General features: G+C 63.9%; 11 protein-coding genes and 1 pseudogene. 6 read left to right on the top strand and 6 right to left on the bottom strand.

What is annotated here, in order from left to right:
• Positions 1–3 precede the first annotated feature (3 nt).
• From icmH to B348_RS0115600, 4 genes and pseudogenes are all read left to right on the top strand, one after another.
• A complete protein-coding gene (gene icmH / locus B348_RS0115615) occupies positions 4–864 on the top strand; it encodes a type IVB secretion system protein IcmH/DotU (protein WP_017737006.1) in 861 nt (286 codons plus the stop codon).
• A 15-nt stretch (positions 865–879) separates the two neighbouring features.
• Positions 880–4,167, top strand: coding sequence for an ImcF-related family protein (locus B348_RS0115610; RefSeq protein ID WP_017737005.1), 3,288 nt, complete (start codon positions 880–882; stop codon positions 4,165–4,167).
• Entirely contained in the window at positions 4,164–4,877 is a 714-nt protein-coding gene (locus B348_RS0115605; RefSeq protein ID WP_017737004.1) for a PP2C family serine/threonine-protein phosphatase, read from the top strand. Before B348_RS0115610 ends, B348_RS0115605 begins: the two co-directional genes overlap by 4 nt.
• Positions 4,874–5,688, top strand: a pseudogene (locus tag B348_RS0115600) (serine/threonine-protein kinase). Before B348_RS0115605 ends, B348_RS0115600 begins: the two are co-directional and overlap by 4 nt.
• Positions 5,689–5,696: 8 nt before the next feature.
• On the opposite strand, the gene B348_RS0115595 reads toward B348_RS0115600, so the two are convergent.
• From B348_RS0115595 to B348_RS0115585, 3 genes are all read right to left on the bottom strand, one after another.
• A complete protein-coding gene (locus tag B348_RS0115595) occupies positions 5,697–6,026 on the bottom strand; it encodes a DUF6388 family protein (protein ID WP_017737002.1) in 330 nt (109 codons plus the stop codon).
• Between the two features lie 25 nt (positions 6,027–6,051).
• The gene (locus B348_RS0115590; RefSeq protein ID WP_017737001.1) at positions 6,052–6,303 is read right to left on the bottom strand and encodes a hypothetical protein; all 252 of its coding nucleotides are present in this window, start codon (positions 6,301–6,303) and stop codon (positions 6,052–6,054) included.
• 108 nt (positions 6,304–6,411) lie between these two features.
• A complete protein-coding gene (locus tag B348_RS0115585; RefSeq protein WP_026136815.1) occupies positions 6,412–7,725 on the bottom strand; it encodes a serine hydrolase in 1,314 nt (437 codons plus the stop codon).
• A gap of 251 nt (positions 7,726–7,976) precedes the next feature.
• Here B348_RS0115585 and B348_RS0115580 point away from each other — a divergent pair, with 251 nt between their 5' ends.
• Positions 7,977–10,052, top strand: a complete 2,076-nt coding sequence (locus B348_RS0115580; RefSeq protein WP_017736999.1) for an EAL domain-containing protein — start codon at positions 7,977–7,979, stop codon at positions 10,050–10,052.
• Here B348_RS0115580 and B348_RS0115575 read toward each other — a convergent pair.
• The 3 genes from B348_RS0115575 to B348_RS0115565 are packed head-to-tail and all read right to left on the bottom strand — an operon-like array spanning position 10,049 to position 13,320.
• Positions 10,049–10,882, bottom strand: coding sequence for a metal-dependent hydrolase (locus B348_RS0115575; protein ID WP_017736998.1), 834 nt, complete (start codon positions 10,880–10,882; stop codon positions 10,049–10,051). The two genes, B348_RS0115580 and B348_RS0115575, sit on opposite strands and share 4 nt — an antisense overlap.
• A 15-nt stretch (positions 10,883–10,897) precedes the next feature.
• Complete coding sequence (locus tag B348_RS0115570) at positions 10,898–11,788, bottom strand: SDR family oxidoreductase (protein ID WP_017736997.1); 891 nt, start codon at positions 11,786–11,788, stop codon at positions 10,898–10,900.
• Positions 11,785–13,320, bottom strand: a complete 1,536-nt coding sequence (locus B348_RS0115565) for an NAD(P)/FAD-dependent oxidoreductase (protein WP_017736996.1) — start codon at positions 13,318–13,320, stop codon at positions 11,785–11,787. The genes B348_RS0115570 and B348_RS0115565 overlap by 4 nt, the downstream gene beginning before the upstream one ends.
• 276 nt (positions 13,321–13,596) lie before the next feature.
• Between B348_RS0115565 and B348_RS0115560 the strand changes: the two genes are divergently transcribed.
• A partial coding sequence (locus tag B348_RS0115560) for an alpha/beta fold hydrolase (protein ID WP_017736995.1) occupies positions 13,597–14,272 on the top strand: 676 nt, incomplete at its 3' end.

The raw sequence follows: 14,272 nt of genomic DNA, 5'->3' as shown, positions 1-14,272 counted from the left end.
ACCATGACCATGGATACCGAATACCCGCCCGATGAAAAAACCGTCTTGCTTGACCGTGAGGGTTATGGGCCGGCTCAGCGGGCAATGACGGATCACCCATCGCCACCGCGTTTCGAACAGTTGGCAGACCGGATGATCTACGCCGCGTGCTTGCCGGGCGCGCATCGCTTCAACGTGGGGCTCAATACGTTGGTGGCGGCGGCGTGGCCATTGCTGGCCGAGGCCGCTCGGCTCAAGGGCCGTGTCGGTCGCGAAAGCCTGGGCGCCCTGAACGAGCGCCTGGTGTCGGCGATCACGCAGTTCGAGCACTGCGCCTTGCATGACGGCGTGGAAAACGCCGAGGTCAACACGGCACGCTACGTGCTGTGTGCGGCGCTGGATGAGGCGGTGGTCACGGCGCAGTGGGACAGTCACGGTGACTGGTCGAAGATCAGCCTGTTGAGCCGCTTTCACCATGAAACCTTGGGCGGCGAAAAGTTTTTCACCTTGCTGGAGCGACTGTCCCGCGATCCGATCAAGCATGTGGCAATGCTGGAGCTGATGTACCTGTGCCTGGCGATCGGCTTCGAAGGCAAATACCGCGTGGTGGAGCGCGGTGTCGTGCAGCTTGAAGCCGTGCGCGACGGCCTGTATCGACAGATCCGGCATGTGCGCGGCGACCCGCCGCCATCGCTGCCAGCACCTGCGCTGCGCAGGCGCAACCGGCGAATGCGCCTGCTTTCCACACCGTGGCTGGCGGTGTGTGTGCTGGCCTGCCTGCTGGCCATGTACACGGGCTTTGCCTGGGTCCTGGGCAACGAGCGCGTGAAGGCGCTGGAACCCTATCATCCTTTGGCGTCGGCCCTGGCTCGGACGCCCTTGTAACGCTGGGAGCAATGAATGAACGCATTCTTCAAGGGCGCGGGTACGGTGCTGCGTCGGGTTTGGGTATGGAGCCTGCTGCTGGTGCTGTTGAGTGCCGGCCTGGTGTGGTTTTTCGGGCCCTTGCTGGCGGTGGATGACTATCGCTTTTGGCAGGGCGCGACGGCACGCTTATCGACGATCAGCAGCGTGTTCCTGCTCTGGGGGCTGGCAATGGTCTGGCTGGGTGGGCGTCGTGCAGTCGCGTCGAGCACGCCGGAAAGCCAGGCCCGGAACGCACAGAAAGGCCGACTCGAAGACGAGCGGCGGCACTTGCGCGCCCGCTTCAAGGACGCCGAGCAGGCCCTGGCGACTACACCGCGCTACGGCAACCGTCGCAAGCGCTGGCGCCATGAGCTGCCGTGGTATGTGCTGATAGGCGAGGAGGGCAGCGGAAAAACCAGCCTGTTAATGGCGAATGGGTTGCAAGCGCCCCTTGATTGCAGTGGTGCAACGCCAGCCGGGCGCAGCGCGTTCTGCGACTGGTATTTTGCCGACACGGCGGTGTTGATCGACACGCCCGGCCGTTACCTGTCCCAACCGGACGGTGCATCCGACGCGGCGGGATGGGCGACGTTGCTGGGCTTGCTCAGGGCGCGGCGCAAGGCCAGCCCGCTGGCCGGCGTGGTGGTGACGTTGTCGGTGCAGACCTTGCTCGCCAGCCACGAACACGACCTGGACCTGCATGCCCGCCAGGTGCATGGCCGTTTGCAGGAGATCCGGCAGGCGTTGCATGTGGATGTGCCCATCTATCTGGTGCTGACCCACGCGGACCGTTTGCCGGGGTTTGCCGAGTATGTCGATTCATCCCAGGCGCAAGCGGCTCAAGGCGTATGGGGTGAGTCGTTGGCTCTTGGCACGACGGGGGACGATAGAGACGTGGTACGCCAGGCCTTTGAGGCCCTGCTGCAACGCTTGAGCGGTGGGCTGATCACACGTTTGCATCAGGAGCGCAACGTGGAGCGCCGTGCGCGCATGCTGGAGTTGCCGTCACACCTGGCGCGGATGGGCGAGCGTTTGTGCGTGTTTATCGAGACGGCGTTCCGCGCCCATCGTGCCCCGCGTATCAACGGTGTGCGCGGCTTTTACCTGACGGGGGCGGGCGACGTACGGGCGCACTGTGTGCCGGCGCTGTTCCGCCAGGTCATCCTTGCCGAAGCCGACCTCGCCGGCCTGCATGGCAGGGAACGCCAGCGCCTGCATTGGCGCCAGGCCGGGTTGAGCCTGGCGGCGTTGTTGCTGCTGGGGGCGGGCGCGGCCTTGTGGATGCACAGTTACACGGCCAATCACCAGCGTCTTGGGCAACTGGTTGAATTGGCACACGAGACCGCAGCCGTTGCGACAGCGCCCGACAGCACCCTGATGGTCCTGGCGCAGCTGGACCGACGCTTTGCCGCCACCCAGGTGTTCCCGGCCAAGGGCGATGCCCGGCTGGTGGAGCGCGCGGGCCTGTACCAGGGCGACCTGAGTGCGCCGCTGTTGGCGAGTGCCTACGAGCAGGCCTTGCTCCAGCAGTTGCTGCCGGCCGTCGTCGCGCTGCTGGAGGAACAGGTGCAGGGCAGCCTGGCAAACCGCGAGCGGTTGCTGGACGCCCTGCGTGCGTACCTGATGCTGACGCTGCACGAACGGCGAGAGAACAACTGGCTGGCCGAACGTGTGGCGCAAGCCTGGTCCGCACGTTATGCCGGTGCGGCCGCGGTGCAGGAGCGTCTGAATGCCCACCTGGCGCGGCTGCTGGCGTTGCCGTTCGCGGCGCCGCTCAATGATGCACGGGTGGCCCAGGCACGCCAGGTGTTGCGCGGTGAACCGTTGGCCGACGTGGTCTACCGGGTACTGCGTGAACAGGCGCGTGACCTGGAACCCCTGCACCTGGCGGAGGGGCCGGCGTTCGTCGCCATCGATCCGCCCATTCCCGGCTTTTACACCAAGCGCTTCGTGCAGGATTTCGATGTACAGGGGCCTCGGTTGGTGAATGCCATTGCGCAGGACAACTGGGTGCTGGGCGAGAGCGCCGACCTCGGCGCGTTGGAGTTGCGCCGATTGATGCTGGCGTTGGAGCAGCGCTATTTCAGCGAGTACGCTGATGTCTGGAGCCGCGCCCTGGGCCGGCTTCGACGGGCGGCGAGCGACGACCTGAAGCAGGACGCCACACGGCTGGCGAGCATGACGTCGGCCCGTTCGCCCCTGGTGCTGCTGTTGCAGCAGGTGCGGGAAAACACCCTGCTCGCCGCCCCGTTACCGATGGCTGAAGACTCCCCCCGGCGCACGTTGCAGCGGCGTTTTGAGGCGCTTCACCAGTTGTTGGATGAGCAGCAGAACCCCGGCACGGAGCTGACCCGGGCATTGGGCGTGCTTGATGAACTGCACCTGCAACTGGTTGCCTTGAACCGCGACGGAGCGGCCGGGCAGGCTGCGTTCCTGCGCGTCAAACGGCGTATGGAAGGGCAGCCGGACGTGTTGGGCACACTGCGCGACGCCGCCGCACGTTTGCCGCTGCCACTGTCGGGCCTGTTAGACGGCATGGCCGATGACAGCTGGCAGCATTTGCTGGAGGAGGCCTACGTGTACGTCAATCAGCGTTATCAAAGCGAGGTCTATGGGCTTTACGCCCAGGCGATCCGTCAGCGTTACCCGTTCAATGCCCACGCTGCCAGCGACGTCGCCCTCAGTGATTTCCAGGCGTTCTTCAAGCCGCACGGCGTGATGGCGCGCTTTCACGACAGTTATCTGCGGCCGTTCGTCAGCGGCGAGGGCGGGCGTTACCGTTTGCGCAGCCTGGACGGACGCAGCCTGCCGATGACACGCGGGGTGCTCGATCACTTGAGCAAGGCCCAGCTTATCCGCCGCAGTTTTTTCACCGATGGCGGGGGCGACCTGCGGGTGCGGTTTACCTTGGCGCCCTACAGCCTGGATCAGGCCGTCAACCGGGCTGTGTTGCGCATGGGTGAGCGCCAGTTGGAATACCGCCACGGTCCCATCGTGCCGATAGCGTTCCAATGGCCTGATGAGGCCGAAAACGGTCGCAGCAGCCTGGTGCTGGAACGGGGCACGGAGCGGCCAGTGGGGCTGGAAAAAAACACTGGTGCCTGGTCGTGGTTTCGCCTGGTTGATCTGTTGCAGAGCGAGCCGGCCAGTGGTCGCGACGGGCACTTGCTCAAGGCCGACCTGGCCGGTTTGCGTGCCAACTTCCTGCTGACCAGCCAACGCACGCCCAGCCCGTTCCCGTTGGGGAATTGGCGCACGTTCCGTTTGCCGGAGCAGTTATGAGCCCCACGCCCGCGCCTTGGCACAGTGCCGGGCGCACCCAGCGCGGCAAGGTCCGCGCGCGCAATGAGGATGCCTTTCTGGACCGCCCGCAGAGCGGTTGCTGGGTGGTGGCGGACGGGATGGGTGGGCATCGCGCGGGCGATGTCGCCAGCCAAGCGGTGATTGCCAACCTGGCTGCGTTGCACGACCAAGGCCCGCTGGACCAACGGGTCGAGGCGTTGCGCCGCTGCCTGCATCGGCTGGATCGGCGCCTGGCCCTTGAAGGCCTGCACGCTACGATCGGCAGCACGGTGGTGGCATTGCTGCTGGAGGGGCATCGCGCCGCCTGTGTGTGGGCGGGAGACAGTCGTTGTTACCTGTGGCGCGCGCACCGCCTGTATCAGCTGTCGCGAGACCATTCAGTGCTTGAGCGACTGATGGCCGAGCAGCAGTTGAGCCGTGAGCAGGCACAGGCCCATCCGGATGCCCGGGCGTTGACCCGTGCGGTCGGTGGGCGTGAGCCGTTGAGCCTGGAGGTGCTCGAACTCGACACGCGCCCCGGCGATGTATTCCTGTTGTGCAGCGATGGCCTGTATCAGGCGCTCAGCCATCGGGAATTGGGCAGTGCCTTGAGCCAGGGCACGGCGCAGCAGATGGTGGAGCACTTGTTTGCCCTGGTGTTGCGCGGCCCCGCACGGGATGACCTGACGGCCGTGGTCGTGCAGCCATGACTGAGGCGAGGATCGTCCCTGGCCTGCTTGCCGGGCGTTATCACCTTGAGCAGGTGCTCGGCACGGCGGCATGGGCGTGGTGTATCGCGCCCGCGACTTGCTGCACGAGCAATTTGGCGAGCCCTGCTCGCGCGTGGCGTTGAAAGTGGTGGGCGAAGGCCTTGCCCGGTCCAGTGACGCCCATGTGCTGTTGTTCAGCGAATTTGCCGTGACCCGCAGCCTGCGTCATGAGGGAATCGTGCGGGCGTTCACCTTTGAGGTCGATAGCGCTTGCCAGATGGCCTTTTTCACCATGGAACTGCTGACGGGCCTGACCTTGGACCGGTTGCTGCTGGAATGCCCTGGCGGCTTGCCCTGGTCGCAGTTGCAGCCGATGGCGCTGCAGGTGCTCGACGCGCTGGCGTACGCCCATGGGCAGGGCGTGCTGCACGGCGACTTGAAACCGGGCAATGTGCTGCTGGGCGAGGCGGGCATCCGCTTGTTCGACTTTGGTTTGGGCCAGGGTGAGGGGTTGCCGCAGTTGAGCCGTGGCCGTTTCAACGCGTGGACACCCGCATATGCCGCCCCGGAAATGCTCGGCGGTGGTGCGCTGACACCGGCGGCAGATCTCTATGGCGTAGCCTGCATGCTGTACGAACTGGCTGAGGGCGGGCGCCCCGACGAGCGGCAGTCCCTTAAGCCGCGCAAACTTCCCAGGCAATACTGGCCTGCGCTCAAGACCGCATTGGCCGTGGACCCGGAGCGCCGGGCCATCAGCGTCGCCGAATTGCGTGAAACGCTGGCCCGCGACTCAAGACGCTGGTACCTGTAGCGGCGTAGTCACTGCGTCAGATCATGCAATTGGCAATACTCCGGCCAGCTCAACCCTGCCATCTGCGCCACCTCTTTATGCACCTCCAGGCGCTGGGTCTCGAAGGCTTCGGCCGATTCCGCCGTCAGCTTGAGGGTCAATTCCCAGGCAAACAGGCCCAGCCGCTCAGCTTCGGCTTCGAAGGCTTCGTGCAGGCGTTCGGCGCGGTACTGCGCCAGGGTTTCGCCCTTGGCCTGGGCGGCGAGGGGGTTGAGGGTGTCGAGTTGCGTGACGACGTCAGGGTGTTCGTTCAGGAAACGGTCCAGCGCGCGCTGGTGGTTATCGCCAGGTTGGGACAATGGGTCACTCCAGATAGAAAAGGCTTCAAGCGCGGCTGCGATATCGGCGCCGGGCGTTTTTGCGCAGGCGGCGCTGGATGGCGTTGCGTATCGGCTCAAGCAAAAACAGCAGCAGGTAAGCCATCAGCACGGTGACCAGGTCCATCGAGCTGTCGCCCAGCGGCCCGGTCAATTGCGCCACGGCGTCCTTGATCATCAACAACACAGAAACACCACCTACCCACAGCAACACATTGAGCAACAGCGGGCGTACGCCCGTTGAGGGTTTGTCTTGCATGTTGAACCTCATCTCCTTGACGGCGGTTGCCCACGCGGATACTACGGGTTGAAGGCGGTGTGGGAGTTGTGCCGGGTCATAAAATCCAATTAATCGTACTGCCCAGGTTTACCGGGTTGTCCTCAAGTACTGCGCCAAGGCTGCATACGCGGGCAACGTCACCCCATCATTGGCGGCATTGCCCGCGATGGGGTGGGAGGCGAAACGCACAATCACCATTTCAGCCTTGGGGTCGATGTAGAGGCTCTGGCCGTGCACACCACGGGCCATGAAGGCGCCATCCGGGTTATGGGTGACCCACCACATGGAGCGATAACTCCAACCCTGCAACTGACTATAGCCGGCCTTGGCAAATGCGCGCTTGTCGCCGCCCTGGCGGATATCGCTGACCACGGCCTCGGGGACGACTTGCTGGCCGTTGAACCGGCCGTTGTTGCGCAGCATTTCGCCAAACCGGCCGAGGTCGCGCAGCCCGGCGTTAAAACCGCCACCGGCGAACGGCGTGCCGATGGAATCCACGCTGAAATACGCATCCTGCTCGCTGCCCAACCGGCTCCAGATGCGTTCGCTGAGCAGTTGCGCGACATTGCGCCCGGTGGCACGGGCAATCACCCAGCCGAGCACGTCGGTGTTGACGGTCTTGTAGCCAAAGGCCTGGCCATGTTCACCGCGTTGGCGCACGGTCTGCAGGAACTCGAAATAGCTGCGCGGGCCGCTGTAATCCTTGGGCTTGGGCAGTGGGTTGCCGGCCTGGGCGTGGGCCCAGACTTCGGCGTTGGGGTCGGCGTAGTCTTCGCTGTAGTCCAGCGCGGTGGTCATGTCCAGCACTTGGCGCAGGGTCGCGCTGCCAAAGGCGGAGTGGGCCAGTTCCGGTACGTAGTCGACGATCTTCTTGCTGGCATCGAGGGTGCCGTCAGCCACCAGCATGGCGCCGAGTGTGCCGACCACCGATTTGGTGACGGACATCGCCGCATGCTGGCCGTCGTCCTTGAGCACGCCGAAATAGCGCTCGTACACCACCGTGCCACGGTGCAGCACAAGGATGCCGTCGGTGTAGGTGGCGTCCAGGGTCTGGCGCCAGTTCAGGGTTTGGCTGGCGCCGGTCGGCAGTACGGCAAGGCTGTCGATCCGGGCATCCAGTTGGCGCGCCAGGGGCGACGGTGCGCCGAGCCCGCGCGAGACGTTGACGGTGGGCATCAGTTGGCGAAAGTTCGACACGCTCCAGCGCATCGCCGGGAAGCGAAAGTAGCTGCCATCTTCAAAACGCAGGGTGCGGTCGGCCGGTGGCGGTGCGCCGACCATCCACTTGAGCAGGGCCGGGTCACTGGCCTGGGCGTCGGGGAAGGCGGTGTCGGCGGCCTGGGTCAGCAGGCTGGCAGCGCTGAGGAACACGCCGGTCATAACGGGAAGGAATCGCAGCATCAGCAGGCGCCTTGATGTCGGGGAGACGACGGGAGCAAGGCTCGGGGCTCGACTCCATTCGAGGGAAACATTGCCGGTGGTGGCAACAGCTAACCGGCAGGATGGGCCAAACGGGGGTGTTCGACAACCGCCATGACTTCAAATGAGTACTGAATAATTTGCGCCGTCGCGGCAAAAGCCTTTCATTCCCTGTATCAGGACGTGTAGCGTTAGCCGGTATTTTCGCCCCGCGATGGACAGAGGGATGGGTCATGGCGCAAACGCTGTTCAAGCTGTTTTTTACCCAGCGTCTGGCTGCCTTGGCCAGTACCGAGTCGTTGCGCGCGATTCGCGAAGGGCTGTTGTGGATCCTGCCGTGCCTGCTGGTGTCGGCGGGGTTTCTGATCTTGTCCGAAGGCGCGCGGGTATTGGGTTTCGACCCGCAGTTGGTGAGCTTCCTGGCCGGCCTGCACAACCAGATCAGCTCGGTCATCCCGCTGTTGGTGGCGGCGTCCATTGGTTACATGCTGGCGATCCAGTACCGCTTGCCCCAGCTGCCCGTGGCGTTCCTGTGCCTGGCCCATGTGGTGGTGGCCACGTTTATCCTGCGTGAGTACCCACGCGCGTCGGCCACGTTTGTGCTGTTTATCGCGATTGCCTCGCCCTTGCTCAATGTGCCGGCCATTGCCTGGTTGCACCGTTACCGCTGGACGCGCCTGGTCAACGAGGACCTGGTGGGGCACAACTTGCGCGGCACGATCAATATGGTGCTGCCCGGTGCCGTGACGGCGCTGGCCCTGGTGGTGGTGTTGTCGCTGCTGTTGCAGATTCCCTATGTGGCGCAGTTGCAGGGCCCGCAAGTGCTCGAAGCGCTGGATTCGCCCTACGGCAGCGGCCTGTTCGTGACCTTGATGAATTCGCTGCTGTGGTTTTTTGGCATCCATGGCGTGTACGCCATGCAGCCGTTGTTCGACGTGCTCGACCAGGCCGTGGTGCTCAACGCCGCGGCATTGGCTGCCGGTGAGCCGATCAGGTACACGCTCAACAGCGGCCTGTTGGGCAGTTTTGCGTTTATCGGCGGTTCCGGCGGCGCCCTGTGTCTGCTGGTGGCGATCCTGCTGTTCTCCAAGAGCCAATCCATGCGTTTGCTGGCGATTGCCAGTGTGCCGCTGTCGTTGTTCAACGTCAGCGAAGTGCTGTTGTTCGGCTTGCCCATCATCCTGAACCCGCGCCTGTTCATTCCGTTTCTGCTGGTGCCGGCGTTTAACACGATGGCCGCGTTGACGGTGGTGCAATGGGGTTGGGTGTCGCCGGCGGTGGCCAGCGTGCCATTCACTTCGCCGGTGCTGCTCAACGCCTACCTCAGCACCCACGGCGATATGGCGGCGGTGGTGCTGCAACTGGTCTTGTTGGGCGTCGGCACGCTGATCTACGCGCCCTATGTACGGGCGATCCATCGCCAACCGGCCGAAGGCGGCACGGTGTACCTGCGCTCGCTGGACATGACCTTTCGCGGCCTCGAAGAAAAAGGCCGCCTGCTGGAGGCCGACCCGGTGCTGGCGTCCCACAAGGCGATTGCGCGCCAGGCCAGTGAACTGAGCCGTATCCAGCAGATCAGCGACTATGAGTTCTACCTCGAATACCAACCCCAAGTGTCCACCCTGACCGGCCTGTGTACCGGCTGCGAAGCCCTGATGCGCGCGCGTGACAGCCAGGGCACGGTGCATTCGCCCTGGGAATTCTTGCAGTGGCTGGCGCAGGCGCGGCTGATGCCGGATGTGGATGTGTGGGTGGCGTCCGAGGCCGTGCGTCAGTACCAGCATTGGCAGGCGTTGGGGTTTGCGCTGCCGATGACGATCAATATCTCCAGCGCCACCTTGACCGACCCGGCCTACGGCAATCGCCTGGTGAAGATCCTGGCCCAGGCCCATGGCCAGGTGTCGGTGGAAATCACCGAAGACGCGCTGGTGAGCGATATCCAGGCCACGCGCCAGACCATCGAGAAACTGCAGGCCATCGGCGCCAAGGTGTATATCGATGACTTCGGCACCGGGTTTTCCGCGCTGAGTTACCTGCACCAGTTTCCGGTGGATTTCATCAAGATCGACCGCAGTTTCGTGCTCGCCCAATGCGACCCCAAAGGCGCCCAGGTGCTGACGGGCATGCTGCGCTTCTGCGAGGCGCTGAACCTCGGCGTGGTGGTCGAAGGGGTGGAGACCGCCGAGCAGTTGGCCTTCCTGAATACCGGCAGCGAGCTGTTTATCCAGGGCTGGTATTTCAGCAAGGCGCTGCCGGGCGATCAGTTGCAGGGGTTTGTGCGCGAACGTGCGGCGCTGGCCGAGGCTTAGGTCGAGGGGTAGCTGCGTTCGACGTCTGCGACCAAGCCGTCGATGCGTTCCAGGCGCGCGCGGTTGTCGTGGTCCCAGGGGTGAAAACCGGGCCGGAAGTAATCCAGCCAGGGCCGAAACATCCGTGGGAACACACCCCGTGGCCCATACAGAAACTTCAGCATGCGCCAGAAGCCCTTCAAGTGCCCGCCGGCCTTGCGGTCGGCAATCAGCAGGCGCAGGTGGAAATCGAACACCACCAGCCAGAAGAACACCGTGGTGGTGAGCATGGTCCCCGTACGCAGCAAGTAGCGCTTGGGCCCGGGCTTTATCACGCGGTTCCACACGTCGAAGGCCACGGCCTTGTGTTCGGTTTCTTCAAGGGCGTGCCAGTACCACATCTGCTGATAACCCTTGAGTGAGTCGCCAAAGCGCGACGGGTCGCTGAGCAGGATCTCCGCGAGCATCGCGGTGTAGTGCTCAAGGGCAATGGTGATGGCCAGGTTGAATGACGGCGGGAAGTGTTTTTTCTGCCAGTCGAGGATGAACTTCAGGCGCCGGTCCAGGGTGTGCGCCGGCAGGCCCGCGGCTTGCAGCAAGTCGTTGTAGGCCACGTGTTCACGGCTGTGCATGGCTTCCTGGCCGATAAATCCCTGGACCTGTTTTTTCAGCTCGGGGTCAATGATGCGCGCGCGGTAGTGGCGCACGCTGTCCATGAAAAACAGCTCGCCCTGGGGAAACAGCAGCGACAGCGCATTGAAAAAATGCGTGATGAACGGCCCTTGTTCATGCCAGTCCTTGATACGTTCGGCGGGCAATGTGAAGTGGAGGTCGCGACGGATCGGCAACATGGCAGGTGCTCCTGTTCAGAGACGGGACTCGTCATGGGTTTCCAAGACCTGGCTGCGCGGTTTTGGCGCCATGCGCTTGCTGGCCAGCACCACCAGCGCTTGATAGGCCGCCGGCAGGCAGCGGGCGAGCAGGTCGAGAAAGTAGGCGTCACGGCCGATCAGCACGCGGCGCTTGTTGTGGCGCACGCCTTGCAGGATCACGTTGGCGGCTTTGTCGGCGTCGGTGATAAACAGCTTTTCGAAGTCGGCGCGGGCTTGTTGTTCGCTGTGGATCAGAAAGCCGGTCATGTTCGCGTCGATACGGCTGCTGCGGCAGATATCGGTACGAATCCCGCCCGGGTGCACGCAGGTTGCGGACACGCCGCAGCGTTGCAGGTCGAGTTCCTGGCGCAGCGACTCGGTAAAGCCGCGCACCGCAAACTTGGTGGCGTTGTAGCCGCTCATGCCGGGTTGGGCAAACAGGCCGAACACGCTGGAGGTGTTGACCACATGGCCGTCGCCGCTGGCTTTCAAGTACGGCAGGAATGCCTTGGTGCCGTGGACCACGCCCCAGAAATTGATACCGACGATCCACTCAAGATCGGCATAGTCCACGCCTTCCACGGTGCTCGACAGCGCCACGCCAGCATTGTTGAAGATCAGGTTGACCTGGCCGTGCTGCACGAAGGTGTCGGTGGCCCAGGCCTGCACGGCCTCGCGGTCGGACACGTCCACCGTGTGGGTGGTGATCATCACCGGCGACAGCGTGGAGGCCTTGATGATTGCCACGGTCTGCAACAACCCCGGGCCGTTCTTGTCGGCCAGTGCCAGGTGGCAACCTTCCCGCGCCAGGGCCAGGGCGAGTGCGCGGCCCATGCCGGAAGCGGCGCCCGTGATGGCCGCGACGCGACCGTTGAATGACTTCATGACAAGCTCCTTTCGGCGGCGCTGTGGGGCGCGGCGACCGGGCGGGGTGGCTGGATCGGCAGCAGCTTGGCCACGTAATCCTTGAGGGCAAAATGCCGGGTGACCTGTTTGAAGCGCCAGGTCGAACCGGGCCACAGGGTGGTGTTCTTGCCGGTGCGCGGGTCGAGGTACCAGCTCTGGCAGCCGCCGGTGTTCCAGATCGTGCGCTGCAGCCTGGCCTGCACGCGCAGGTTGTAGGCCTGTTCCACGGCGGGCTTGACCTCCACCGTGGCGATGCGATGGCGCTGCATCTGCTGGATGGCGTCGAGGATGTAAGTGACCTGGGCCTCGATCATCAGGATCATCGAGTTGTGCCCCAGGCCGGTGTTGGGCCCGACGATCAGGAACAGGTTCGGATAACCCGGCACCGTGGTGCCCTTGTAGGCGTGGGCGCCGTCGTGCCAGGTGTCCATCAGGTCGATGCCATCGCGGCCGATGATGCAATCGCGGGGCAGTGGGTCGGCGGCCTGGAACCCGGTGCCGAAGATCAGGCAATCGGCGGGGTGCTTGATGCCGTTGGCGGTGACCACACCGTCGGCTTCGATGCGCAGCACGGTGTCGGTGACCACCTCGACGTTGCTGCGGGACAGTGCCGGGTAGTAATCGTTGGAGATCAACACGCGCTTGCAGCCGATGGTGTAGTCCGGTGTCAGGGTTTTGCGCAGGGAAGGGCGCGCAACCTGTTTGTGCAGGTGGCGCTGGGCGATCTTCTGCACCATTTTCATCAGCCGTGGGTGCAGGGCAAAGCCCACGACGCGGCCTTCCAGGGCCCAGTAGAACGCGCTGCGTACCAGGCGTTGGGTGAACGGCAGGTGCTTGAACAGCCAGCGTTCAGCGGATGAAATCGCTCGGTCGGGCTTGGGCATGATCCACGGCGGGGTGCGCTGGAACAGGTCCAGGTGGGCCACCTGCGGTGCAATCTGCGGCACGAATTGAATGGCGCTGGCACCGGTGCCGATCACGGCCACGCGTTTGCCTTTCAATGAATAGTCGTGGTCCCACTGCTGGGAGTGGAAGCGCTTGCCCTTGAAGCTGTCGATCCCCGGGATCAGGGGCAACGCCGGGCGCGACAGGCCGCCCATGCCCGACACCAGCACCCGCGCACTGACCTGGCGGCCGCCGCTGAAGCGCAGCTGCCAGCGTTGTTGCTGCTCGTCGAACACCGCACGCTCGAGGCCCATGCCAAAACGCATATAGGGCGCCAGTTCATAACGCCGGGCGCATTGCTCCAGGTAGGCGCGGATCTCCGCTTGCGGCGCGAACTGCCGCGTCCACTCCGGGTTGGGCGCAAAGGAAAACGAATACACGTGGGATTGCACGTCGCAGGCGCAACCGGGGTAGTGGTTGTCGCGCCAGGTGCCGCCGAGGGTGTCGGCCTGCTCGGCAATCAGGAAGTCGGTGAGCCCGGCTTCCTTGAGCTTGATGGCCATGCACAGGCCGGCAAAGCCGGAACCGATGATGGCGATGTCGATGGCATCGTCGTGGGCATTCATAGGCTGTCCTCTATGGGCATCTCATGTGCTCCTGTTTTTGTTGTGTGTTTTAGATAGAACACCATTGCAAAGAAAAAATGAATTAATTATTTTAAAAAAGATTTTAAATAATCTACCTGAAAATATCGCCTACGCTAGGACCTTGTTCTACAGGTGCGACTTGTCCGACGGACGAGCACGGTATGCACGAAGTCCAAGTCCAGGGTGTGGGCGATGGCTGAGGCCTTGATCAATTCCGGTCGGGTCGCCAGCCGCAGGGAAGCAGAGGACCGAGCTATGGCTGTCGAATGGGTTATTGCTGCGGCTGTGTTAGTGGGTGCGAGTGCATTGCTGTGGGCTTTCAGTGCGCGGATGACCCGGCGCATCGAAGCGGCGGTACCGAGCAACGGGCGCTTTGTCGAGGTGGAGGGCGAGCGCTTTCATTATGTAGAAGAGGGCAAGGGCCCACCGCTGGTGATGATTCATGGGCTGATGGGCAGCAGTCGCAACCTGACGTATGCCTTGTCCGGCCAGTTGGCTGCGCAGTTTCGGGTGATTACCCTGGATCGCCCGGGGTCGGGTTATTCCACGCGCCACACGGGCACCCCGGCTGATCTGCCAGGCCAGGCCCGGCAGATTGCCGCCTTTATCAAGACCCTTGATCTGGATAAACCGCTGGTGCTGGGGCATTCCCTTGGCGGGGCGATTTCCCTGGCATTGGCCCTCGACCATCCCGAGGCGGTAGGCGGGTTGGTGCTGGTGGCGCCGCTGACCCATCCGCAGCGCCTGTTGCCGCTGGTGTTCCTGTCGCTGGCGGTACGTCCGGCGTGGTTGCGGCGCTGGATGGCGCACACGTTGACCATGCCCATCGGGCTGCTGACCAAAGGCTCGGTGGTCAAGGGCGTGTTTGCCCCCGACCCCGCGCCGGCAGACTTCGCCACCCGCGGCGGCGGCTTGCTCGGCATGCGGCCCG

Source organism: Pseudomonas sp. CBZ-4 (assembly GCF_000346755.1).
Classification (GTDB): domain Bacteria; phylum Pseudomonadota; class Gammaproteobacteria; order Pseudomonadales; family Pseudomonadaceae; genus Aquipseudomonas.
This window is presented reverse-complemented; position numbering and strand designations above follow the sequence as displayed.